This is a genomic window from Bacillus swezeyi (genome assembly GCF_001969815.1).
Taxonomy (GTDB): domain Bacteria; phylum Bacillota; class Bacilli; order Bacillales; family Bacillaceae; genus Bacillus; species Bacillus swezeyi.
On the sequence record NZ_MRBK01000014.1, the window covers coordinates 164,780 to 187,317 of the forward strand.

Genomic DNA, 22,538 nt, shown 5'->3' on the forward strand with positions numbered 1-22,538 from the left:
TCATTCCAGTTATTTTGTCTTTTCGTATGCTTCAATGATTCGGGCGACAAGCGGATGTCTGACCACATCTGTCTGATCCAATTCAACGAATGAAATCCCTTCAATATCAAGGAGCATGCTTTTTGCGACGGCAAGTCCTGATGTGACTCCCTTCGGCAGATCGATCTGCGTAATGTCGCCTGTAATGACCATTTTAGAGCCAAAACCCAATCTAGTTAAAAACATTTTCATTTGTGCCGGTGTTGTATTTTGCGCTTCGTCCAAAATCACAAAAGCGTCATCAAGCGTCCTCCCTCTCATATAGGCAAGCGGCGCGATTTCGATGGTTCCTCTTTCAAGGAGCCTCGCTGTATGATCCGTACCGAGCACATCGTGGAGGGCGTCATACAAAGGCCTTAAATAAGGGTCGACTTTTTCTTTTAGATCCCCCGGCAAAAAACCGAGACTTTCTCCTGCTTCAACAGCTGGTCTCGTCAAAATAATTCTTTTAATGCGTCCGTTTTTCAGTTCATGAACGGCTTTTACGACCGCCAAGTAGGTTTTTCCTGTTCCTGCGGGGCCGATGCCAAAGATTAAATCATGCCTTTTCATAGCGTTGATATATTCTCTTTGGCCGATCGTTTTGACTCTGATCGGCTTTCCTTTGGCATTCTTCGTAATTTCCTCTTCATACATGCTTTCAAAAAACTCAAGCTTACGTTTTTTCGCCATTTTGATCGCGTATATGACGTCCCGTTCAGATATCTCAATTCCTTTGCGTATCAGATTCAAGAGGGAAGCGAGCAGACTGTCCACGATTTGAAATGTATCCTCGTCACCCGTCACATATACTGTTTCACCCCGTGTGACAATCGAGATGCCCAGCTCTTCCTCCATCATCTTCAGATGTAAATCCTGATTTCCAAACAGCGCCTGAGCTTCATTCGGACTTTCCAGTTGCTGATTAATCGCAAGTAAATGTTCTGTCATTCTTTAGTCTCCTGAACAATTGGTGTTGTTTGAACAATGTCTTCAATAACCTGGTAAAGGATGATCAATTTAACTTTACCATTCTCGCTCGTTTCGTGCAAAACTTTTTCACTGATAATGTCCCCATCTTCGCCGATTTTTTTCCGGACGTCTCTTTTTCCCATTTTGATCCCTTCCTGGACCGCTTCTTCTTTTGTATATACCCTTTTGACCTGCTCGCTCTCTCTCGTCGATTCCTTTTCATAAGCGATGGGGAGTTTAAAATTCATAAAATGAAACGTATGTTTTTCCACTTCCGTTTTCGGACGCGAAAACTCTTCTTTTTTGAAAGAAAATCCCCAGAAAGGCACGGAAAGAGAGGCGATGGAGAGCTTGTGCCTTGTCCTTACTTTACCCGTAAAAACATCAAATGATGTCTCAAGCGGAACCGTCACCTTCGATTTGTACCATGTTTCACCGTAGATTTTTCCTTTGGCTCCGACTTTTTGCTGTTCATCCTCGCTTCCGATCAGCCCTGAAACGAGCATCTGGCCTTTTTCGACGTGCTGATTCACCATGACGAGCGGCTCGCCTTTTTCAACAAACATCTTGGAGATGGTCGCCCCTTTTTTGGCGACGATATGCCTCGGACCGATGTATTTTTCTTTGTCAGGCTCATTTTTCTCAACCACTTTCATCTGAAGGGCTGTCCCGTTTAATTCGATGCCTACCCAAGTGATATTTTCAACGTTCTTCGTCAGCGACTGCTGAATTTTCTCGGGAGTCAGCATGGCAAACTGAAACCGCCCTTTTTTCACACCGATTTGATCCAGCTGCTGTCTGATTTGATGTTCTGTATCTGGATTGGCGCCGGAAATCTCAATCTTCCACAGCATATTGGAAAGAATGAACATGATGATGAAAAAGGCTGCAACTCCGAGAGTGAACCCGCTGTTTCGTTTTGATTTCTGCACTGTGAAGGGGAGGCCTTTCCGTTTGACAAAACGGCATTTGCAGTCAAAATCCCTGATGACTCTTCGAAAGGCATGTACATCAGAAAGCAGAATATAAAGAAAGACAGCGTCTTTCTTTTTTTTCACATTGAACATCGGGATGCCTCGCCTTGTGCATTCATTTAATAAACGTTCGATTCCCATTCCCGTTACTTCAAGCTGAATCTTTCCCGAAAAAAAAGAAAGCCATTTATTCTTCACGTCTCTTCCCCCTGACTTATGAATCGATATAACGAACGAGCTCGATTGTGCCTTCAAGCAAAATTTCCTCAGGCAAAATCGTTTTAATGACAAAGTCTTTGCCTTGAATAATGCATTGCCCCTGTTTCAGCATCAGTCTGACTTCACGATCGCTGAAAAGCAAGAGCCCTCTGTGATTTTCAATATATATGTGAAGTCTCCCTATCATTGTAATTCTCGGAAGATCCATCATGACATCAGGGGGAATTTCCAATGTTCTTGTCAGCCACGCTTTGATGCGGTTTTTTCTTTGCGCCATAAAAAAAGAACCCCCTTTCATCTCATATGTATGAGTGAACAGGGGGTTCTAACACTTTAATTTTTAAGGGCGGCGCCTCATTGTGTCATACGGTTTTCGCGCACGCGGAGGGCCGAATACCTCACCGAGGACAATTCCTTGTACAACGGTGTTTTTATTCATGTCAAGCAGCTCTTTTTTAGGTTTCATCATCTGGCTGCTTTTCTTTTTTATCGACCGTTCAACAGCCGGCATCGACCGCTCAGCATCCGCTTTGATCCTTTCAAGCTCGGTGACCAGGTCATTGCTCTTTTTCATAGCGGCTGGCTGCGGGGCAGCTTTTCCGGCTGTTTGCCGGCGTTTTTCCGGTTGCTTCGGCGCTTGTGTTTTGGGCCGTTCAGATGCTGGTTTGCGATTTTTTTCTTCGCTTTCATCATTTTTTCCTATCTTGTTAAATATGACGGAAATGATTCCGATGATAGCCGCCATTATGATCGGATTGTCGAACAGTATATCAAGCAATGAGCTCCCTCCTTTTTACAGGGGCTTGTTTATTTATGATCCTCTTCATTTTGGTCTTTCGTCATCTTTCCGAAGGAATCGCGCATATCCGTGTCGGCATCGATGTTTTTCATATTGAGGTAGTCCATGACACCGATTTTTCCGCTGCGAAGGGCTTCAGACATGGCAAGCGGAACTTCGGCTTCTGCTTCGACCACTTTGGCGCGCATTTCTTCGACGCGGGCGCGCATTTCCTGCTCTTGGGCAACCGCCATCGCGCGGCGTTCTTCCGCTTTGGCCTGTGCGATGTTTTTATCCGCTTCAGCCTGGTCAGTCTGAAGAATGGCTCCGATGTTTTTGCCGATATCCACGTCAGCGATATCGATCGATAGAATTTCAAACGCCGTACCTGAATCCAAGCCTTTGCTCAAGACGGTCTGCGAAATCATATCCGGATTTTCAAGCACTTTTTTATGGTTGTGTGACGAACCGATTGTCGAAACAATCCCCTCGCCAACACGGGCGATGATCGTTTCTTCTCCGGCTCCCCCGACAAGGCGGTCAATATTTGCACGAACAGTGATTCTTGCTTTCGCTTTGACTTCGATCCCGTCCATCGCAACACCGGCGATAAACGGCGTTTCAATGACCTTAGGGTTAACGCTCATCTGAACCGCTTCCAGAACATCGCGGCCGGCCAAGTCGATTGCCGCACATCTAGCAAAAGTCAGTTCGATGTTTGCGCGGTGGGCAGCGATCAGCGCGTTGACAACCCTGTCGACATTACCGCCTGCAAGGTAGTGGCTTTCAAGCTGGTTGATAGAAACATCCAATCCCGCTTTGTGCGCTTTGATCAAAGGATTGACGACACGGTTTGGAATCACTCGGCGAAGCCTCATTCCGATCAGCGTAAAAATGCTGATTTTAACTCCTGCGGCCAAGGCCGAGATCCACAGCATGACTGGAACAAATGTAAAGAAGACAGCTAATAAAATGATCCCGGCTGCAATTAATGCTAAAAGTAATAGAGTTGACGGATCCATAGTATTCCTCCTAAAAAAGATTTAATTTATATTTCTCTCACAACAATTCGTGAGCCTTCCACTTTAACCACTTTGACTTTTCTATCCTTTGCGGTGAACGAGCCTTCAGAAACGACATCGAGCCTTTCATCGCCGATAATGACCGTACCTGAAGGTCTGAGCGGTGTATATGTGACGCCGACCTTTCCGACTAAATCATGCCGGCTCTCGTTTGAAATATATCCGCTTTCCGTATTTGTTGAGTCGGTTAATATCAATTTTTTAAAAAATTTCATTCGTTTCCCCAACACCCTTGTCAGTAGAATGGATGCCGCTATCGAAACAGCAGTTGCAATCAAAATGGATACGGCCATCACCGTAAAGCTTCCAGAAGCAAAAAAGAGGCTTGCAACAACGGCTATAAGGCCTGTAATTCCTGCTATTCCGCCCGGCAGAAAAATCTCTAAAAAAATCAAAATGATTCCGGCGATAAAAAGAAGGAGTGTCTCCATTCCGGCAAGCCCTGCCACAAGATGGCCGTAGAAAAAGAGCATCAGCGCCGTAAGACCCATGAAGCCGGGTATTCCAAAACCGGGTGAATAAAGCTCCACAACCAGACCCAGGCTTCCGATCGAAAGGAGGATCGGAATCACAACCGGATGGGTGATGAACCGCGCCACTTTTTCGGCAAAGCTCACCTCAGCCCGCTCAATCTTGGCATCTTTTACATTCAGCTTTTGTAAAAGATCATCAAGGCTTGAGGCTGTGCCTTCCGAGTAGCCGACTTTCAATGCCTTATCAGGAGTTAAGGTCAACAATTCCCCCTTTGGCGCTCCCACTTCTTTGGCATCGACGTCATCATCGGCCATCGCGAGCGCGTATTTTGGATCACGGCCGTTTTTTTTGGCCGCATCCTCCATTTCCGCCAGCCACAGAGATTCCGATTTTTTATCAGCGGCATTTCCCTGTGTGTCAATGATCGCTGCGGCTCCCATTTTCCCGCCCGGCGCCATATAAATGTCATCTGCGTTCAATGCGAGATACGCGCCTGCGGAAAGTGCTCTTCTATTGACATAAGCGGTCACCGGAATGTCGGAGTTATGTATCGTATCAGCCATGTCAAGGACTGCGTCGACCGCTCCGCCAGGGGTATTGATATCCAGAATAATGTGCTTGGCATTCATATCTTTTGCTTCCTGAAAAGAGCGCTCAAGAAATTGAGAAAGTCCCTTTTCAACCGTTTCTTCGATCGGAATCACATATACAGTCTCTCCGTCCGCTTTCACGGTCAAATGAACGCCTAATAATAAGAATAAAACAAAACCACAGGCCAGAGCAACTAAAATTCTAAATTTTTTCAATATCAACGGTTTTTGACTCCTCCTTCCTCTATTATCATTAACATTACATACGTTACAAATGTATCAAAGGTTTCAGTTTTCTACTACTTTATGACGGCACATAAAAAAAGACACCTTTCAAATGATGAAAGATGTCTTTTTCTTTAAGACAGTTGTTTGCTGACAAGCTTATTGACGAGGCCGCCGTCCGCCTTGCCTTTAACCTTCGGAATGACAGCGCTCATCACTTTGCCCATGTCCGCTTTTGAAGAGGCGCCGACTTCGGCGATCGTTTCATTGACGATGTCCAGCAGCTCTTCTTCTGTCAGCTGTTCAGGCATATAAACTTCCAAAATGTCTAACTCTTTTTGAACTTTATCTACTAAATCTGAACGATTAGCGTTTGAAAATTCATGGAGGGAGTCTTTACGCTGTTTTAATTCACGAGAAAGAACAGTCAGTTCTTCATCATCGGTCAGCCTGTCTTTCTTAAGCTTGATTGCCTCGTTTTGAAGCGAAGCCTTTACCATGCGAATGACAGTCAGTTTGTCCTTCTCACGGTTTTTCATATAGAGCTTCATATCCTGATTAAGTCGCTCAAGAAGACTCATAAATCCACCCTCTTTTAGAATTTGCGTTTTCTAGCGGCTTCAGACTTTTTCTTGCGCTTTACGCTAGGTTTTTCATAAAATTCGCGCTTTCTTGCTTCTTGCAAAGTACCTGTCTTTGATACACTGCGTTTGAAGCGACGAAGAGCATCTTCAAGCGATTCGTTTTTTCTAACGACCGTTTTTGACATTCTCTTTCCCTCCCTCCGAATACACCAATCGACTGCTTTAAAAAAAGACATACATTGAAACATGTACTTTGACATTATAATATAAGCCTTCGGTAAGGTCAACCAAACGAGATTGTTTTATTGTTTAGTCATGATTCCGGCAGCTTGTCTGTATACATCTAAAAAGGAGGCTGTTGGAAAATCTGATGATGATCTTTATTTTATTTGTGTTATTGATCGTTCTTTTTCTCGCAGGCATGAGCATGCTGAGGAAAGGCCTGATTTCCCTGACGTTTGAAAAAATTGAAAAACGCCTGCTTTTTTTCACGGATCATCCATTAAAAGCTTTTTTGGTCAGCATTGTGTTTACAGGCATTCTGCAAAGCAGCTCGGCATTTATGGTGATCGTCATCGGGTTTGTCAGCATTGGCGCCCTTTCATTTAAACGTTCAATCCCGCTCATTTTGGGGACAAACATCGGCTCCACGTTCACCACGGAGTTTTTGGCGGTAAAGCTCGAATTTTTGATTTTCGCCCTTTTTGCTTTAGGAGCGTTTCTTGTCATAACAAGAAAACCCCCTTTTCAGCATGTTGGGGTGAGCTTGATCGGTTTAGGCGTGATTTTTTTCTGTATCAGCGGGTTCAGCCGGCTTGCTGTGCCATTGTCGCAGCTTGATTCAGGCGCATATATCGTTCATCTGGTCGAACATTCATCACTCTATGCCTTAATCATCGGCATGGTGCTGACAGCTATCATTCATTCAAGCTCGGCCTGCGTGGGCATCCTGATGAGTTTTATGGATCAGGGGGTTGTCGGGCTGACCGAAGCGATGAGCGTCGTTCTCGGCTCCAATGTCGGGACATGCATCACAGCTGTCATGGCGGCTGTCAAAGGAGGCGCCGCCGCCAAACAAACGGCTTATGCTCATGTGCTGTTTAATGTCATCGGCGTGGCGGCCGTCTATCCCGTTCTTTCATCTTTAACCGGGATTATTTCCGGTCTTTCAGCAAGCCCGGCGCAGCAGATTGCTCATTTCAGCCTGTTATTCAACATTGTGACTTCGATTTTGTTTCTGCCGCTGACAAATATCTTTCATTCATTTATTATGTTTCTCTTTCCAAATCAAAACCAGGCCCGCTAAGCGCCTGGCTTTTTTGTGATTAATAGCCTTGATCCGCTTTTAAACCGCTGATGATCGATACGCCTGCGCTTGCCCCGATTCTTGTCGCGCCCGCTTCAATCATCGCCAGTGCGCTCTCTTTGTCGCGGATGCCGCCTGAGGCTTTGACACCTATATTCGGGCCGACGGTTTCACGCATGAGCCTGATGTCTTCGGCGGTTGCCCCGCCGCCTGAAAAGCCTGTCGATGTTTTGACAAAATCGGCTCCGGCTTTTACAGACAGTTCACATGCCAGCTTTTTTTCTTCATCTGTCAAAAGTGCTGTTTCAATGATGACTTTGACAAGTGCTTTGCCTTCTGCCGCATCCGTCACCGCTTGAATATCCTTCTCAACAGCGCCTGTATCACGGTCTTTCAAAGCGCCGATATTCATCACCATGTCGATTTCATCGGCACCGTATGCCATCGCCTGTTTTGTTTCAAAAGCTTTCGTTGCCGCTGCGGATGCACCTAAAGGAAATCCGATGACTGTGCACACTTTCACATCGGAACCTTGAAGCAGTTCGGCACAAAGCGGTACCCAATAGGGATTGACGCAGACAGAAGCAAATTCGTGTTCCGCCGCTTCTTTACAGAGCTTTTCAATTTGTGATTTGACGGTATCCGGCTTTAATGCGGTGTGGTCGATCATTTGCGCAATCTGTTTCATCTAGACCTGACTCCTTTCAAAGGTTAATGCTTGTTATATTCGCAAAAAAAGCCGGAACACCTTTTTTTGTGAACCGGCTTTAACCATTATTTATGAAGACAGGCGGATGCTCTCAGGCATGTCATCCTCTGCAATACGGACGAACTGCCCTCTGTTATACGGATAGCCTGCTTTTAAAATTTTGACTTTGACAAGCTTGCCAATCATGTCCTCAGACCCTTCGAAAACAACTTTCATGTAGTTATCAGTATAACCGACGAACAAGTTGTCTTCGCCTGTTTCTGTGAACGGCTCTTCAGGAATGATTTCCAGAACGTCGCCTTCATAGCCGGAAGCATACTCTTTTGCAAGCTGATCTGACAGAGCAATCAATTTGTGAACCCGCTCGTTCTTCAGGTTTTCATCAATCTGATCGTCCATGCGCGCGGCAGGAGTACCGGTCCGTTTGCTGTATGGGAAGACGTGAAGCTCCGAAAACTTGTGCTCTTTAATAAAGTTGTATGTTTCCATAAATTCTTCTTCCGTTTCTCCCGGAAAGCCGACAATGACATCGGAAGTAACCGCAAGTCCCGGAAGAGCTTTCTTAAGCTTTGTTAAACGGTCTGCGAAAAATTCCATCGTATATTTTCTTCTCATTCGTTTCAAGACGCTGTTTGAACCGGACTGAAGAGGAATGTGCAGATGTCTGACGATTTTGTCGGAACGGTCCAGCACTTCAATGACTTCATCGGTAATCTGGCTTGCTTCAATTGAAGATATGCGGATTCTTTTCAGACCTTTGACACGGCTGTCCAATTCGTTCAGCAGCTGTGCAAAGTTATAATCCTTCATATCTTCTCCATAGCCGCCTGTATGAATACCGGTCAGAACGATCTCCTTATATCCGGCATCAACAAGCTGCTGCGCCTGGCGGATGACTTCCTCCGGATCACGGGAGCGGAGCAGGCCGCGCGCCCACGGAATGATGCAGAATGTGCAGAAATTGTTGCAGCCTTCCTGGATTTTCAAAGAGGCCCGTGTCCGGTCTGTAAATGCGGGAACATCAAGCTCTTCGAACACCCTTGCTTTCATAATGTTGCTGACGCCGTTGATCGGCTGTCTTTCCTCTTGATACTGCTTAATATACCCTAGCATTTTTTCACGGTCTTGAGTACCGACGACGATATCAACGCCAGGAATCGCCATGATTTCCGCAGGGCTGGTCTGGGCATAGCAGCCTGTCACACAAATGACGGCATCAGGATTTTGACGGATCGCCCGTCTGATGACCTGACGGCTTTTTTTATCCCCCGTATTCGTGACGGTGCACGTATTGATGACATATACGTCAGCAGTACTTTCATATTCTTTTCTTTCATAACCGGCTTCTTTGAAAAGCTGCCAGATTGCTTCTGTTTCATAATGGTTGACCTTGCAGCCAAGTGTATGAAATGCAACGGTTGCCATTGTTATTCACCTCTTAATAACTCTGTATGATAAGAAACTGCCGCCAAAGCGTAAAGCGGAGCTGTTTCAGCCCTTAAAATCCGCGGGCCGAGACCGCAGGCTGCGGCTCCTTTTTCTTTAAGCGCCTCAACTTCGCCTTCTGTAAATCCGCCTTCAGGGCCAAATACCATGAGAACGGAAGATCCTTCCGGCAAGCTTTTGATCACGGATTGCAGCTGGTTCGTCTCACCCTGTTTAGATGATTCTTCGTATGCAACGACACATTTATCGAAGCCGTGAAGGCTCTCCAGCAAGCTCTGAAAAGTATGAACGGTTTTCACTTCAGGAACTTTGTTTCGGTGGGACTGTTCCGCAGCTTCCTTGGCGATTTTCGCCCACCTTTCCCGTTTTTTCTTTGCCTTTTTATCGTCAAGCTTTACAACAGAGCGCGATGCCTCATAAGGAATAAACGAGCTTGCTCCCAGCTCCGTCCCTTTTTGAATGATCCATTCCAGTTTATCACCTTTTGGAAGGCCGTTTGCAATGTGGACCTGAAGGGGGAGTTCACGATTTTCTCCGGTCCACTCTATTACGGTCAAAACAACCTCTTCTTTAGATAACGACACGATTCGGCATTTTGCTTCATGCCCGTCTTTTGCACAGCAAATGACATGATCGCCTGCCGTCATTCTCATCACATTAGCGATATGGTGGACGTCCTCACCTTTGATCACGAGCCCGGGGGATGCTGCTGTAACCTCTTGTTTTGTCTGTTCGATAAAATATCGTTGCATACGCTTTTCGACACCTACTAACGATTATTTTTTAGCGATGATACTGACCCAGTCTTCCATCGAAAGAACTTCAATGATCGTGAATCCTTCTTTCACAAGAGCATCTTTAACTTCCTGTTTTTTCTGCTGAATGATCCCTGAAGTGATAAAGTATCCTTCATTTTTCAACAGATTGTAGGCCTGATGCGTAAACCGCAAAATAACCTCCGCTAAAATATTCGCGACGATGACATCTTTTTCTCCCTCGACGCCGTCGAGCAGATTGTTCTGTTTAATGGCGATGCTGCCGCTGACTTTATTCAGCTTTGTATTCAAGCGGGCGCTTTCAACGGCTACCGGATCAAGGTCATACGCCTCCACCTTTTGGGCGCGGAGCATGGCGGAAGCGATGCTCAAAATACCCGTCCCCGTTCCGACATCCACGACTGAATCCCCTTCTTTCACATACCTCTCAAGCGCCTGTATGCAAAGAACGGTCGTCGGATGTGTTCCTGTTCCGAACGCCATTCCGGGGTCCATCTCGATGATGAGTTCATCCGTATGGACCGGCGTGTACTCTTCCCATGTCGGAACAATCGTAAATTTTTCGGAAATTTTAACGGGGTGGTAATATTTTTTCCAGGCTGTCGCCCATTCTTCTTCATTGACCTCGCTGATGGTGATTTTATTTCTGCCAAGATCAATATCATATAACAGAAGATTATTGATGGTTTCCTTGATTCCCTCTACGGTTTCTCCCAAAAAGCTGTTGATCGGGAGATACGCTTTGATGATGACCCCTTCATCAGGATAATCATTTGGATCGAGCTGGTAGATTTCTCCGTATACATTCTCACGTTCTTTTATTAAATCAAGCGGATCTTCAATTACCACTCCACTTGCACCAGCTTCATGCAAAATATTCGAGATGGGCTCAACCGCTTCATGTGTTGTGTGAATGCAGATTTCGGACCATTTCATACTACCAACTCCTCATCCAATCATTAATCGCCTTTAAATGCGCGCTTTACTTTGTCAAAAAAACTCATTTCCTGTTCATCTGGCTTATTTCCGCTGACTTCAGCAAATTCGCGGAGAATATTTTTCTGGCTTTCCGTTAAATTCGTCGGTGTGACGACACGGACGACGATATGCTGGTCGCCTTGTCCATAGCCGCGGACATTCGCAACACCTTTTCCTTTTAAACGGAATTTCGTACCCGTTTGTGTTCCTGCCGGCACTTTTAACTTCACTTTTCCGTGCAGAGTAGGCACTTCGATTTCGTCTCCGAGTGCAGCTTGTGCAAAGGTCAGCGGCATTTCACAGTAAATGTCGTCTCCGTCGCGCTCGAAAAATTCGTGTTCTCTTACGCGGAAAACGACGAATAAATCACCAGACGGTCCGCCGTTAACACCGGGTTCACCCTGTCCAGGCACCCGAAGCTGCTGCCCGTCATCCACACCCGCTGGAATGGTGACATTGATTTGCTTGCGTTTTTTCACTTTTCCTGTTCCGCCGCATGTTGAACATTTGTGTTTGATTTGCTTGCCCGTTCCACTACAGTAATGACATACTCTCCTGTTGACGACTTTGCCGAACGGTGTCGACTGCTCCATGTTCAGCTGGCCGGACCCTCCGCAGTGTGAGCATGTATCCGCTTTTGTGCCCGGTTTGGCCCCTGAGCCGTGACATGTTTCACACGTTTCTTCGCGCGGAATTTCGATCGTCGTCTCTTTTCCGAAGGCCGCTTCTTCAAATGACAGCGTCATCGTGTATTGCAGATCCGCTCCCTGACGCGGGGCATTCGGGTCTCTCCGCCTTGCGCCGCCTCCGAAAATACTTGAGAAAATATCGTCAAAACCAAATCCGCCGAAGTCGCCGCCTCCTCCGAAGCCGCCGCCTCCAAATCCCTGGTTCGGATCGGTATGGCCGAACTGGTCGTAATGCGCCCGTTTTTGTTCATCAGAAAGCGCTTCATAGGCTTCTTTGACTTCTTTGAATTTCTCGTCCGCTCCGGATTCTTTGTTAATGTCAGGGTGATATTTTTTAGAAAGCTTACGGTAAGCTTTTTTTATATCATCTTTAGAAGCGCTCTTACTTACCCCAAGCACCTCATAGTAATCACGCTTACTCATCTCTTCACACTCCCGATTTTCTCACATAAATTAGATTGTATCATTTCAAATTATGTTTTTTCAATTCCTTTTGGCCCCCAGGAAGAAAAAAGTCAAAGTCAAGAGATCCTGACTTTGACTTTTATCGCCTGTAAGGTCATATGCTGTGCGGCACGGGGCTGCACAGCAATTTTATTTTCTTATTTTTTATCCTGGTCGTCGTTTACTTCTTCATATTCAGCGTCTACGACATTGTCGTCCGCTTTTTTGGCTTCTCCGCCTTCTTGCTGGGCTTGAGCTTGCTTGGCAGCTTCTTCGTAAAGCTTCATTGAAAGCTCTTGAACGATATTTTGCAGCTCATCTTTTTTCGCCTTGATGTCATCAAGATCATTTTTTTCGATTGCTGCTTTAAGCGCGTCTTTTGCTTCATTGGCTTTTTTCACTTGCTCTTCGTCCGCTTTGCCTTCAAGGTCTTTGAGTGTTTTCTCAGTTGTGAAGACAAGCTGATCAGCTTCATTGCGAAGTTCGATTTCTTCTTTTTTCTTCTCATCGGCTTCTGCGTTTTCTTCGGCTTCTTTCACCATGCGATCGATCTCGTCATCAGAAAGGCCTGAAGAAGATTTGATCGTGATGTTTTGCTCTTTTCCTGTTCCCAAATCTTTCGCACTTACATTTACGATACCGTTTTTGTCGATATCAAATGATACTTCGATTTGCGGAACACCGCGTGGTGCCGGCGGAATATCTGTCAGCTGGAAACGTCCCAGTGTTTTGTTGTCGGCAGCCATCGGGCGCTCACCTTGCAGCACGTGAATGTCAACTGCTGTTTGGCTGTCAGCTGCTGTTGAGAACACCTGGGATTTGCTTGTCGGGATTGTTGTGTTGCGCTCAATCAGCTTTGTGAACACGCCGCCCATTGTTTCGATGCCTAGTGATAAAGGTGTAACGTCAAGAAGGACAACGTCTTTTACGTCTCCAGTGATTACGCCGCCTTGGATCGCTGCACCAAGCGCTACGACTTCATCAGGGTTTACGCCTTTATGCGCTTCTTTTCCTGTTTCTTTTTTGATTGCTTCCTGTACAGCAGGGATACGTGTTGAACCACCGACAAGGATGACTTTGTCGATTTCGCTTGCAGAAAGTCCTGCATCTTGTAGCGACTGGCGGACAGGCCCCATAGTACGCTCCACTAAGTGTGAAGAAATCTCTTCAAATTTCGCACGGGTCAGCGTCAGTTCAAGGTGAAGCGGACCTGCGTCTCCTGCTGTGATAAACGGCAGAGAAATTTGCGTAGAAGATACGCCGGAAAGATCTTTTTTCGCTTTCTCAGCCGCGTCTTTCAAACGCTGAAGCGCCATTTTATCTTTTGAAAGGTCGATGCCGTTTTCTTTTTTGAATTCGGAAACGAGATGATCGATGATCACTTGGTCAAAGTCGTCTCCTCCAAGACGGTTGTCACCCGCTGTAGAGCGGACTTCAAATACGCCGTCTCCCAATTCAAGGATTGAAACGTCAAATGTACCGCCGCCAAGGTCGTATACAAGGATCGTCTGATCTTCCTCCGTTTTGTCTAAGCCGTAAGCAAGCGCAGCTGCAGTCGGCTCGTTGATGATCCGTTCAACTTCAAGTCCGGCGATTTTACCGGCATCTTTTGTCGCTTGACGCTCTGCATCATTAAAGTATGCAGGAACGGTAATTACGGCTTTTGATACCGTTTCGCCAAGATAGCTTTCAGCATAGGATTTTAAATGCTGAAGAATGATGGCAGACACTTCTTGAGGCGTGTATTTTTTGTCTTCGATTTCTTCTGTATGGTCAGTGCCCATGTGGCGTTTGATTGACATGATTGTATTTGGGTTTGTGATGGACTGGCGTTTTGCCACTTCACCAACCTGGCGCTCTCCGTTTTTAAATGCTACAACTGACGGAGTTGTGCGGCTTCCCTCTGCGTTGGGAATGACTTTCGGCTCTCCGCCTTCAAGCACTGCAACGCATGAGTTCGTTGTTCCTAAATCGATTCCGATTACTTTGCTCATGAATATTACCTCCTGCTATGTAGTTCTGTTATTGATTTACTTTTACCATAGAAGGACGGATCACCCGGTCCTTAAGTTTGTAGCCTTTTTGCAGCTCTTCAACGACCGCATTTGACTCGTATGCTTCATCTTCAACCTGCATTACGGCTTGGTGAAGATTCGGGTCAAATTGTTCGCCGACTGAAGGAATTTGTTCAACTCCTTCATTTTTCAGAGCCTCCAAAATTTGGCGGTGCACCATTTCCATCCCTTGCAGCAGGCTTTTCGTCTGCTCATTGTCGGGATCGACCTGGAGGGCGCGTTCAAAATTGTCCAGCGCCGGCAACAAATCGCCGATGATGCGCTGTGAACGGTATTTTTCCGCAGCCTCAAGATCAAGACGGGCCCGTCTTTTATAGTTTTCGAAGTCCGCCTGAACACGTAAAAGTTTATTTTCTTTTTCTTCAAGGCGTTCTTGAAGTTCTTTTAGTTGTTTGTCAAGCAGTTGATTTTCTTCTGTCCGATCATCAGCTTCCACTGCCACACCTTCTGCTTCGGCTGTTTCCGCTTCTGTCTCGTTCAGTTCTTCCTGCTCATTCAGCTCTTCTTGGTTTTGTTTCTCTTCTGCCATCTGTGTTCACCTCCCTCAAAGGTTCGTTCCATCATGAAGAGAAGGGAATGATCCCCTCTTTCTGTTTTTCAATACTGCCTTACCCATCATACAAACTTGTCAGCGCTTTTGACAAGTCACATGATACATGCTGAAGCAAGCCGACGACACGTGAATAGTCCATGCGCGTCGGTCCGATGACCGCAATGGAGCCGATTTGTTTTGATCCGACCGTATATGTTGCGGTAATCAAGCTGCAGTTTTCCATTTCTTCATAGTCATTTTCTTTACCGATTTTAATGGTGATTCCGGAATCTGTCGATTGAAAAAGCCTCAGAATCTCCTGTTCTTTCTCGATAAGCGACAAAAGGGATTTCACCCTGTGAATATCGTGAAACTCGGGCTGATTCAGCATATTAATCTTGCCGCCGAAAAACAGCCGGTCGGTTTGAGCTGAAGAGTCAAACGTAGCGCCGAGTGCATTCAGGATCTGGTCATAGTTTTGAATATGCGACCGCAAAAAGATGACAACCTCTTTGAAAATCCTGTCTTTTAGCTCGGATATCGGTACGCCTGCCAAGCGCTCGTTTAATATATTCACCAGCTTTTCGAGGTCTGAAAGGTCGACCTCGGCCGGAAAATTAATCGTTTTATTCTCGACATGGCCGGTGTTCGTCACGAGAATGGCAACGGCCTTGTCGGGCTGGATCGGTACAATTTGGATCTGTTTTAAATGGTTTTCGCTCAGTCTTGGACCGAGGACAATCGATGTATAATTCGTCAGGTCAGATAACACTTTGGCTGACTTCTGCACGGCTTTTTCAAGTTCAAAGATTTTTTCTTTGAAGATCGAATGGATCAATCTCAAATCCGTTTTTGTCAGCTTCCCTGGAGAAAGCAAATGATCCACATAATAGCGGTAGCCTTTTTCAGAAGGAATCCGACCTGAAGAAGAATGGGTTTTTTCGATAAAACCGAGCTCTTCCAAGTCAGCCATTTCATTTCTGATTGTAGCTGAGCTGAATGTGATATCTTCCTTTTTGGAAAGCGTTCTTGATCCAACCGGCTGAGCTGAACGAATAAAATCGTTGACGATAACCTGCAAGATTAGCAGCTGACGATTTGTTAACATCCATATCACCCCTGTTAGCACTCTCAACCAATGAGTGCTAATTGTATATCAAAATTACCAAACCGAAATCAAAATGTCAATTATAACTCACCTAAGAACGCTTGAAACACTTCATTTCCCAATAATTTTCCATGATGTGTTAAAAACACGTTTTTATCCGTATTCATGATCAGCCCTTTTTGTTCGAGCGAATGCAGCACCTCGGGGAAGAGGTCATCAAGGGGTTTTCCGTATTTTTCAAAAAACCGGTCTTTGCTTACTCCAGCTGTTTTTCGGAGACCTAGAAACAGCTCCTCTTCAATCTGTTCATTTCTTGTGACTCGATGGCTTTCCTTATAAGGGAAGCCGCACTTGTCAATCAAATCGATGTAATGTTTGACCGGACCTGCATTTACGGTTCTTTCGCCATTGATATAACCGTGTGCCCCCGCTCCAAAACCAAAATACTCTTCATTGCTCCAATACGTAAGGTTGTGTTTGCTTTCATACCCTTTTTTGGCGTAGTTGCTGATTTCATATTGGCTGATGCCCGCTTCATTCATCTTTTGCATGACCAGTTCATACATTTCCGCTTCCTGATCCTGCGGCGGCAGGCGGAGCCGGCCTTTTTTCATCAAATTATAAAAAACGGTTTTCGGCTCGACGATCAGTGAATAGACCGAATAATGCTCTGCCCCTAGCGCGAGAGCTGTATCGAGTGAAGCGCCAAGGTGGTCAATCGTCTGTCCCGGCAGACCGAACATAAGATCTAAGCTGATATTGCCAAAGCCTGCCGTTCTTGCTCTGTCAAAGGAAACGAGCACATCCTTTTGCTTGTGGACCCTGCCGATTTTTTTCAGCAGATCGTCTTCAAACGTTTGAACGCCAAAGCTCAGTCTGTCTACTCCTGCTGCTTTTAAGACGTTCAGCTTTTCAGCGGATAAATCGTCGGGATTGGCTTCCACCGCAAATTCAACAAGGCTTTCAGACGGTTTTAAAATCCTGCGGATGGAATCAAGCAATTGTTCAAGCTGTCCGGCTGACAAAGATGTCGGTGTCCCGCCGCCGATAAAGATCGTTCTCAGTTCCGGATGACCGGCCGCTTCCATTGAATTGATCATTTCCTTCTCTAATGAGCGCAAATACTCATCAACGGGCTGGCTTTGAATAAAAAACTTATTAAAGTCGCAATAATGGCAAATATGTTCACAAAACGGAATATGGATATATGCTGATTTCATTGTTTTCACCTTCTTTACAGGAAGAAGCCGCAGGGTGTTAAGCTGCGGCGAAAAAGGGTTTATGATTTCTGGCCGCTGTCGTCCATTTTCAGGACAGCCATAAAGGCTTCCTGCGGAACTTCGACAGAGCCGACCTGTTTCATTCTTCGCTTTCCTTCCTTTTGCTTTTCAAGCAGTTTGCGCTTTCTGGATATATCTCCGCCGTAGCATTTCGCCAAAACGTTTTTGCGCATCGCCTTGATCGTTGACCGTGCGATGATTTTCTGGCCGACGGCAGCCTGAACCGGCACTTCAAAATGCTGGCGCGGAATCAGTTCTTTCAGCTTTTCGACAATAACCTTCCCGCGTTCATATGCATAGTCGCGGTGAACGATAAAGGATAGGGCATCGATTTTTTCGCCGTTCAGCATGATATCCATTTTCACGAGCTTAGACGGTCTATATCCGATTAATTCATAATCAAATGATGCATAGCCCTTCGTGTTTGATTTGAGCTGATCGAAAAATTCATAAACGATTTCAGCGAGCGGGATTTCATACACAATGCTGACGCGGTTTGCATCAAGATATTGCATATCGATAAACTGGCCGCGCTTGCCCTGGCATAATTCCATGACCGCCCCGACAAAGTCGTTCGGCACCATCATCGTCGCTTTCACGAACGGCTCTTCAACCTGTTCAATCTTCTGCGGATCGGGCATATTTGACGGGTTGTCGACGACGACCTTTTCGCCGTCTGTCATATACACGTCATAAATAACGCTCGGTGCGGTTGTGATCAGGTCAATTTTAAATTCGCGCTCAATCCGCTCCTGAATGATTTCCATGTGGAGCATTCCCAGGAAACCGCAGCGGAAACCAAAACCGAGGGCTTGCGAGGTTTCAGCCTCATACTGAAGGGAGGAATCATTCAGCTCGAGTTTTTCAAGCGCTTCCCGCAAGTCATTGTATTTCGCGGTATCGATCGGATACAGCCCGCAGTATACCATCGGGTTCAGTTTTCTATAGCCGGGCAGGGCTTCAGGCGCAGGGTTTTCCGCACTCGTAATCGTATCCCCGACACGGGTGTCTCCGACGTTTTTGATCGCCGCCGTCAGGAATCCGACATCCCCCACCGTCAATTCGTCAACTGGAACAGCCTTAGGTGTAAACACACCGACTTCAGTGACTTCAAATTCCTTTCCGGTCGCCATCATCTTAATTTTTTGGCCGGCCTTTACGGTTCCTTGAACAACCCTGATATAGGCCACGACGCCCCGGTATGCATCATACAGGGAATCAAAAATCAAAGCCTGCAGCGGCTCTTCAGGATCCCCGCTTGGAGCCGGAACCTTTTCAACGATCTGTTCTAATATATCTTCAATACCGATACCTGCTTTAGCAGATGCAAGGACGGCTTCGGAAGCATCAAGACCAATGACGTCCTCCACTTCCTGGCGGACGCGCTCAGGCTCCGCGCTCGGAAGGTCGATTTTATTAATGACAGGCAGAATTTCAAGATCATTGTCAAGCGCGAGATAAACGTTTGCCAGCGTCTGCGCCTCAATTCCTTGAGCTGCATCAACGACAAGAATCGCACCTTCGCATGCGGCAAGGCTTCTTGACACCTCATAGGTAAAATCGACATGCCCCGGGGTATCGATCAGATGAAAAATATATTCCTCTCCGTCTTTTGCTTTATATTTAAGCTGTACGGAGTTCAGTTTAATGGTGATTCCTCTTTCACGTTCTAAATCCATTGAGTCGAGCAGCTGTTCTTTCATTTCCCTTTGAGTGATTGCCGCCGTTTTTTCCAATATTCGATCGGCCAGCGTTGATTTTCCGTGGTCGATATGGGCGATAATAGAGAAATTGCGAATTCTCGACTGTCTTTGTAATCGTTTTTCTTTGTCTGTCACACTAATCACTCCTACTATGAAACGCACATGCGCTAGCTTAGATTATATCAATAGGGGTGGCAAGATTCAATACGTGGCGAAAGTGGACGGCCTGATGCGGATGGCGGCGGCCCAAAAAAGAAAAAACGAGGAACTAGCAGCCTCGTTTTTTCTTTATTCGGTTTTCTCCTTTATCCAATCATAAACTGACTTGGCGCAGTTTGTGACGGAATCGGCCAGCGCGCGGCCCGCCGAAGAAAAAAGGTTGAATGCTTCCAGTTGTTCAAGCTCTTTCTGTTTTTCTTCCAAGTCGATCTCATGACCGAGAATGGAAGCCTCTTTTGCGTCTCCTTCAGAAATGCTGAGCGCTCCTTTTAAATCAGGGTCTTGATATCCTTTCATTTCAAGCATTCCATTATTGGCCTGCTGCATGCCGACGAGAACACCGAAAAACATGACAGCGCAGGCCAATATGCATTTTCCTATAAAAGAAGCCACTTTTATCACCTGCTCCTATTGTTTTTTCTTATCGTCTTCGCCGGAATGACCATCTACCTTCTCAGCCTCCCAGTACATCCCGCTGAAAACGTCTGCCATAGCGTCCGCCGCCCGTTCAAGCTCCTCGCGGTTATTGTCCACACCGCCAAACTCTATTAAGATGGATCGTTCATTTAAATCCTGATTGTACACCCCATTATCCCCAGAAGCGCCTTTTGATATAACGCCTCGGCTTAAACCGGGGTATTTTTTTTCAAGCCCTTCATGGAGCTCTTTTGCCATCTTGAAATTGGCTTCAAAATTGGAGCTTTTTTTGCCGATTACAAATGCGAGCCGCGCATAGCTTTTTCCGTTTATCGTCGTTGTCGTCGCTTTTTTGCGCGTTGCATCCCTGTGAATGTCTATAAAATATTGCAAGTTTTTATTTTCAGCCATCGCTTCCTTGACAACAGGTCTTGATTCGTCATAGGACCGCGAATAATCCCAGCCCTTTTTCTTCAGGTTCGCCTGGACATCTGTTTTATCAACCATGGCGCCCACCCCTTGAGACGACAGCGCTTCACCCAGCATATCGCTGACAAGCGTGACATTGGCTTTCGAATGTATAGCAAGATCGGGATCGGTCTCACCTTTTAAAAAGGGAAGATAGGATTCCGTATTATGAGTGTTATAAATAAACACCACTTTTTTATCACCTGTTGACTGTTCAGGAGGATTCTTATTCTCTTTTTTCTCTTTGCTTTTCCCTTCAAGCTCTGCAAGATTTGCTTCTCTTTCTTCTTTTAAAACCTCAGCCGGCGGCTGAGATTCAGAAGGCATATTCGTATAATCCGTCCCCTGCCCGGCAACGAGAATGTCTGAATCAAAATGTGAAAAACCGGGGAGCTCGCGGCCGAGAAAACTTCGCGGATCTTTTAAATTAATGCTTGTCGCCAGTTTCAAAACCAAGGGAGAAAGCTCAAACTTTTTATTGGGTTCAGGCAGTGCTGATGCAAAGTAGTGGTTTTCCATCCCTAAAATGTGTCCGAACGTCTCCCCCGCCAGCTCATCCGCCACCCGATACAATGATGAAGACGGCCGCAATTCAGGGCGGAGAGATGTGAGCACTCCTGATAAAATAAAAATGAGCAGCAGGCTGACGATAAACAAGAAGACTGTCTTCACCGCGGTCCTTCCATTTACAGCCAGCACAAACTGACGGTTCCTGCCTCTTTTTCTCATCGTAAATCCCTCCAGAGCTTGTCTAGTAAATAGACTATGTACAAGATAGAGGAAGTAGAACAAGTTCTAATATTCGATGGGCACATTAAAAAGACGGCTGGTTAAGCCGCCTTGTGTTAGTGATTATACATCCCTTTGTTTTCCTGTGACACATTGCTGTGAAGAGCAGTGTTCAGTCCGTTTGCAATCACATTCGCCATATCATCGATAAATGTATCGACTTCTTTGGGCGTCACCATTAAATTATGGCCGAGCGGGGCAAGCACTTCATGAATGAGCTGCCTTTTTTCCTCCTCTGCCAGACCTCCGACAATGCCGAGAAACGACTTGCGCTGCTCTTCATCAGGGAGATCTTCATCAGTGAGAACCTTCTTTTTTCCGAAGCTCATGCCGGCCGGTACGAGAGAGCGGGATGGGCTTTCATCTTTCATCTCTCTTCCAAAGTGCTTCAAAATATAGTCGATCGTATCACTTGTAATCGTCACCGCATCGACAACCGTCGGTACGCCGATAGCAATGACCGGAATGCCGAGCGTCTCCTTGCTCAACTCTTTTCTTTTATTCCCCACCCCTGATCCGGGATGAATTCCGCTGTCGGAAATTTGAATGGTGGAATTGACCCGCTCTATCGCTCTTGATGCGAGGGCATCAATCGCAATCACAAAATCAGGCTTTGACCGGTCGATCACACCTTGAATAATATCGCTCGTCTCTATCCCCGTCAGGCCCATCACACCCGGAGAAAGCGCGCTGACCGGCCGGTATCCGTCCTGGACATTTTCAGGCTGCAGCTTAAACAGGTGCCTCGTAACCAAAAGGCTTTCAGTTACAAGCGGTCCGAGTGAATCCGGTGTGACATTCCAGTTGCCAAGCCCGACGATTAAACAGCTGGCGTCCTCTGAAATATTCAAAAAATCCAGAAAAGCGGAAAATTCCTTTGCAAACACATTGATCACGTTATCCTGAAGTGCTGAATCCTGCTGTCTGATGCCCTGTGTTTCAAACGTTAAATAGCGCCCTGCTTTTTTCCCTGACAGCTTTGCGCCTTCTTCATCAATATCCATCGTTTGAACTTTTATTCCTTCTTCTTCATATTCTTTGATTGTAAACCCTTTGAGCTCTTTTTTGGGAGAGGCTTCCTTTTCATGCGCCAGGTCCTTCGCTTCAACGGCCAAATCTGTCCGAACGGTATATTGACTTAAATCAAGCTTTTTGTTCTCCATATTTGCATTCCCTCCAAAAACATAACTGCTGTTAGTGTTGCCCAGCTGGTCTGCAAACATTCCCCGAGAGCGCCGCTTTCAAATAAAAATACTTTACATTTATATTGCAATCTAAGGGTGTGTTTGATAGAATACAATTTGTTCTATTGTTGAGATCTAACCTATAGAAACGGAACAGAGGTTATGTCTTAGGAGGTGAAACACATTGCCAAACATTAAATCAGCGATCAAACGCACTAAAACAAACAACGAGCGCCGCGCGCACAACGCTACGATCAAATCTGCAATGCGCACTGCTATCAAACAAGTTGAAACACTTGTAAGCAACAACGAAGCAGACAAAGCGAAAGCTGCTCTATCTGCAGCAGCGAAGAAAATCGATAAAGCAGCGAAAAAAGGTCTTGTCCACGAAAATACTGCAGCTCGTTACAAATCAAATCTAGCTAAAAAAGTGAACGGACTTTCTGCATAATAGAAAGCTTGGCCCGGCCAAGCTTTTTTGCTTGCATTCGAAAAAACG

At 45.9% G+C, this 22,538-nt stretch carries 23 protein-coding genes; 2 read left to right on the forward strand and 21 right to left on the reverse strand.

The window, feature by feature from the left end; all coding sequences use genetic code 11:
• Nucleotides 1-9: 9 nt before the first annotated feature.
• The 8 genes from BTA30_RS13965 to rpsU all read right to left on the reverse strand — a co-directional run bounded on the left by BTA30_RS13965 (nt 10) and on the right by rpsU (nt 6,101).
• Nucleotides 10-969 carry a PhoH family protein gene (locus tag BTA30_RS13965; RefSeq protein ID WP_076761908.1) on the reverse strand — a complete coding sequence of 320 codons (960 nt, stop codon included), beginning with the start codon at nt 967-969 and terminating at the stop codon, nt 10-12.
• Nucleotides 966-2,162: a sporulation protein YqfD gene (gene yqfD / locus BTA30_RS13970; protein ID WP_076761909.1), complete on the reverse strand. Its 1,197-nt coding sequence runs from the start codon at nt 2,160-2,162 to the stop codon at nt 966-968. Before yqfD ends, BTA30_RS13965 begins: the two co-directional genes overlap by 4 nt.
• A 16-nt stretch (nt 2,163-2,178) precedes the next feature.
• Nucleotides 2,179-2,460, reverse strand: a complete 282-nt coding sequence (yqfC, locus tag BTA30_RS13975; protein WP_006637608.1) for a sporulation protein YqfC — start codon at nt 2,458-2,460, stop codon at nt 2,179-2,181.
• A 63-nt stretch (nt 2,461-2,523) separates the two neighbouring features.
• A complete protein-coding gene (locus BTA30_RS13980) occupies nt 2,524-2,961 on the reverse strand; it encodes a YqfB family membrane protein (RefSeq protein WP_076761910.1) in 438 nt (145 codons plus the stop codon).
• A gap of 29 nt (nt 2,962-2,990) precedes the next feature.
• Nucleotides 2,991-3,983 carry a flotillin-like protein FloA gene (gene floA / locus BTA30_RS13985; protein WP_076761911.1) on the reverse strand — a complete coding sequence of 331 codons (993 nt, stop codon included), beginning with the start codon at nt 3,981-3,983 and terminating at the stop codon, nt 2,991-2,993.
• Nucleotides 3,984-4,009: 26 nt separating this feature from the next.
• Nucleotides 4,010-5,329, reverse strand: a complete 1,320-nt coding sequence (locus tag BTA30_RS13990; RefSeq protein ID WP_076761912.1) for an NfeD family protein — start codon at nt 5,327-5,329, stop codon at nt 4,010-4,012.
• Between the two features lie 137 nt (nt 5,330-5,466).
• Nucleotides 5,467-5,913 (reverse strand): GatB/YqeY domain-containing protein, encoded by a 447-nt coding sequence (locus BTA30_RS13995; RefSeq protein WP_076761913.1) that lies wholly within the window; start codon nt 5,911-5,913, stop codon nt 5,467-5,469.
• Between the two features lie 14 nt (nt 5,914-5,927).
• Complete coding sequence (gene rpsU / locus BTA30_RS14000; RefSeq protein ID WP_003152957.1) at nt 5,928-6,101, reverse strand: 30S ribosomal protein S21; 174 nt, start codon at nt 6,099-6,101, stop codon at nt 5,928-5,930.
• 185 nt (nt 6,102-6,286) lie between these two features.
• Here rpsU and BTA30_RS14005 point away from each other — a divergent pair, with 185 nt between their 5' ends.
• A complete protein-coding gene (locus tag BTA30_RS14005; protein WP_076761966.1) occupies nt 6,287-7,222 on the forward strand; it encodes a Na/Pi symporter in 936 nt (311 codons plus the stop codon).
• 19 nt (nt 7,223-7,241) lie between these two features.
• Here the strand turns inward: BTA30_RS14005 and deoC are convergent, their stop codons facing one another.
• The 13 genes from deoC to gpr form a co-directional block, all read right to left on the reverse strand.
• Nucleotides 7,242-7,910, reverse strand: a complete 669-nt coding sequence (deoC, locus tag BTA30_RS14010) for a deoxyribose-phosphate aldolase (RefSeq protein WP_076761914.1) — start codon at nt 7,908-7,910, stop codon at nt 7,242-7,244.
• Nucleotides 7,911-8,000: 90 nt separating this feature from the next.
• On the reverse strand, nt 8,001-9,356 hold the full coding sequence (mtaB, locus tag BTA30_RS14015) for a tRNA (N(6)-L-threonylcarbamoyladenosine(37)-C(2))-methylthiotransferase MtaB (protein ID WP_076761915.1): 1,356 nt from the start codon (nt 9,354-9,356) through the stop codon (nt 8,001-8,003).
• 2 nt (nt 9,357-9,358) lie between these two features.
• On the reverse strand, nt 9,359-10,129 hold the full coding sequence (locus tag BTA30_RS14020) for a 16S rRNA (uracil(1498)-N(3))-methyltransferase (protein WP_076761916.1): 771 nt from the start codon (nt 10,127-10,129) through the stop codon (nt 9,359-9,361).
• Between the two features lie 24 nt (nt 10,130-10,153).
• On the reverse strand, nt 10,154-11,089 hold the full coding sequence (gene prmA / locus BTA30_RS14025; protein WP_076761917.1) for a 50S ribosomal protein L11 methyltransferase: 936 nt from the start codon (nt 11,087-11,089) through the stop codon (nt 10,154-10,156).
• 23 nt (nt 11,090-11,112) lie between these two features.
• Nucleotides 11,113-12,243 (reverse strand): molecular chaperone DnaJ, encoded by a 1,131-nt coding sequence (gene dnaJ, locus BTA30_RS14030; protein WP_076761918.1) that lies wholly within the window; start codon nt 12,241-12,243, stop codon nt 11,113-11,115.
• Between the two features lie 179 nt (nt 12,244-12,422).
• Nucleotides 12,423-14,258, reverse strand: coding sequence for a molecular chaperone DnaK (dnaK, locus tag BTA30_RS14035; protein ID WP_076761919.1), 1,836 nt, complete (start codon nt 14,256-14,258; stop codon nt 12,423-12,425).
• A 28-nt stretch (nt 14,259-14,286) separates the two neighbouring features.
• Nucleotides 14,287-14,868, reverse strand: coding sequence for a nucleotide exchange factor GrpE (gene grpE / locus BTA30_RS14040; protein ID WP_076761920.1), 582 nt, complete (start codon nt 14,866-14,868; stop codon nt 14,287-14,289).
• Between the two features lie 79 nt (nt 14,869-14,947).
• The gene (hrcA, locus tag BTA30_RS14045) at nt 14,948-15,979 is read right to left on the reverse strand and encodes a heat-inducible transcriptional repressor HrcA (RefSeq protein WP_076761921.1); all 1,032 of its coding nucleotides are present in this window, start codon (nt 15,977-15,979) and stop codon (nt 14,948-14,950) included.
• Between the two features lie 80 nt (nt 15,980-16,059).
• The gene (hemW, locus tag BTA30_RS14050) at nt 16,060-17,199 is read right to left on the reverse strand and encodes a radical SAM family heme chaperone HemW (RefSeq protein WP_076761922.1); all 1,140 of its coding nucleotides are present in this window, start codon (nt 17,197-17,199) and stop codon (nt 16,060-16,062) included.
• Nucleotides 17,200-17,258: 59 nt separating this feature from the next.
• Nucleotides 17,259-19,097, reverse strand: a complete 1,839-nt coding sequence (lepA, locus tag BTA30_RS14055; protein WP_076761923.1) for a translation elongation factor 4 — start codon at nt 19,095-19,097, stop codon at nt 17,259-17,261.
• A gap of 153 nt (nt 19,098-19,250) precedes the next feature.
• The gene (locus BTA30_RS14060) at nt 19,251-19,574 is read right to left on the reverse strand and encodes a YqxA family protein (protein WP_076761924.1); all 324 of its coding nucleotides are present in this window, start codon (nt 19,572-19,574) and stop codon (nt 19,251-19,253) included.
• 15 nt (nt 19,575-19,589) lie between these two features.
• Nucleotides 19,590-20,795 carry a stage II sporulation protein P gene (spoIIP, locus tag BTA30_RS14065; RefSeq protein WP_076761925.1) on the reverse strand — a complete coding sequence of 402 codons (1,206 nt, stop codon included), beginning with the start codon at nt 20,793-20,795 and terminating at the stop codon, nt 19,590-19,592.
• Nucleotides 20,796-20,911: 116 nt separating this feature from the next.
• Nucleotides 20,912-22,018 (reverse strand): GPR endopeptidase, encoded by a 1,107-nt coding sequence (gene gpr / locus BTA30_RS14070; RefSeq protein ID WP_076761926.1) that lies wholly within the window; start codon nt 22,016-22,018, stop codon nt 20,912-20,914.
• A gap of 205 nt (nt 22,019-22,223) precedes the next feature.
• On the opposite strand from gpr, the gene rpsT reads away from it, so the two are divergent.
• The gene (rpsT, locus tag BTA30_RS14075; protein ID WP_076761927.1) at nt 22,224-22,490 is read left to right on the forward strand and encodes a 30S ribosomal protein S20; all 267 of its coding nucleotides are present in this window, start codon (nt 22,224-22,226) and stop codon (nt 22,488-22,490) included.
• Nucleotides 22,491-22,538 lie beyond the last annotated feature (48 nt).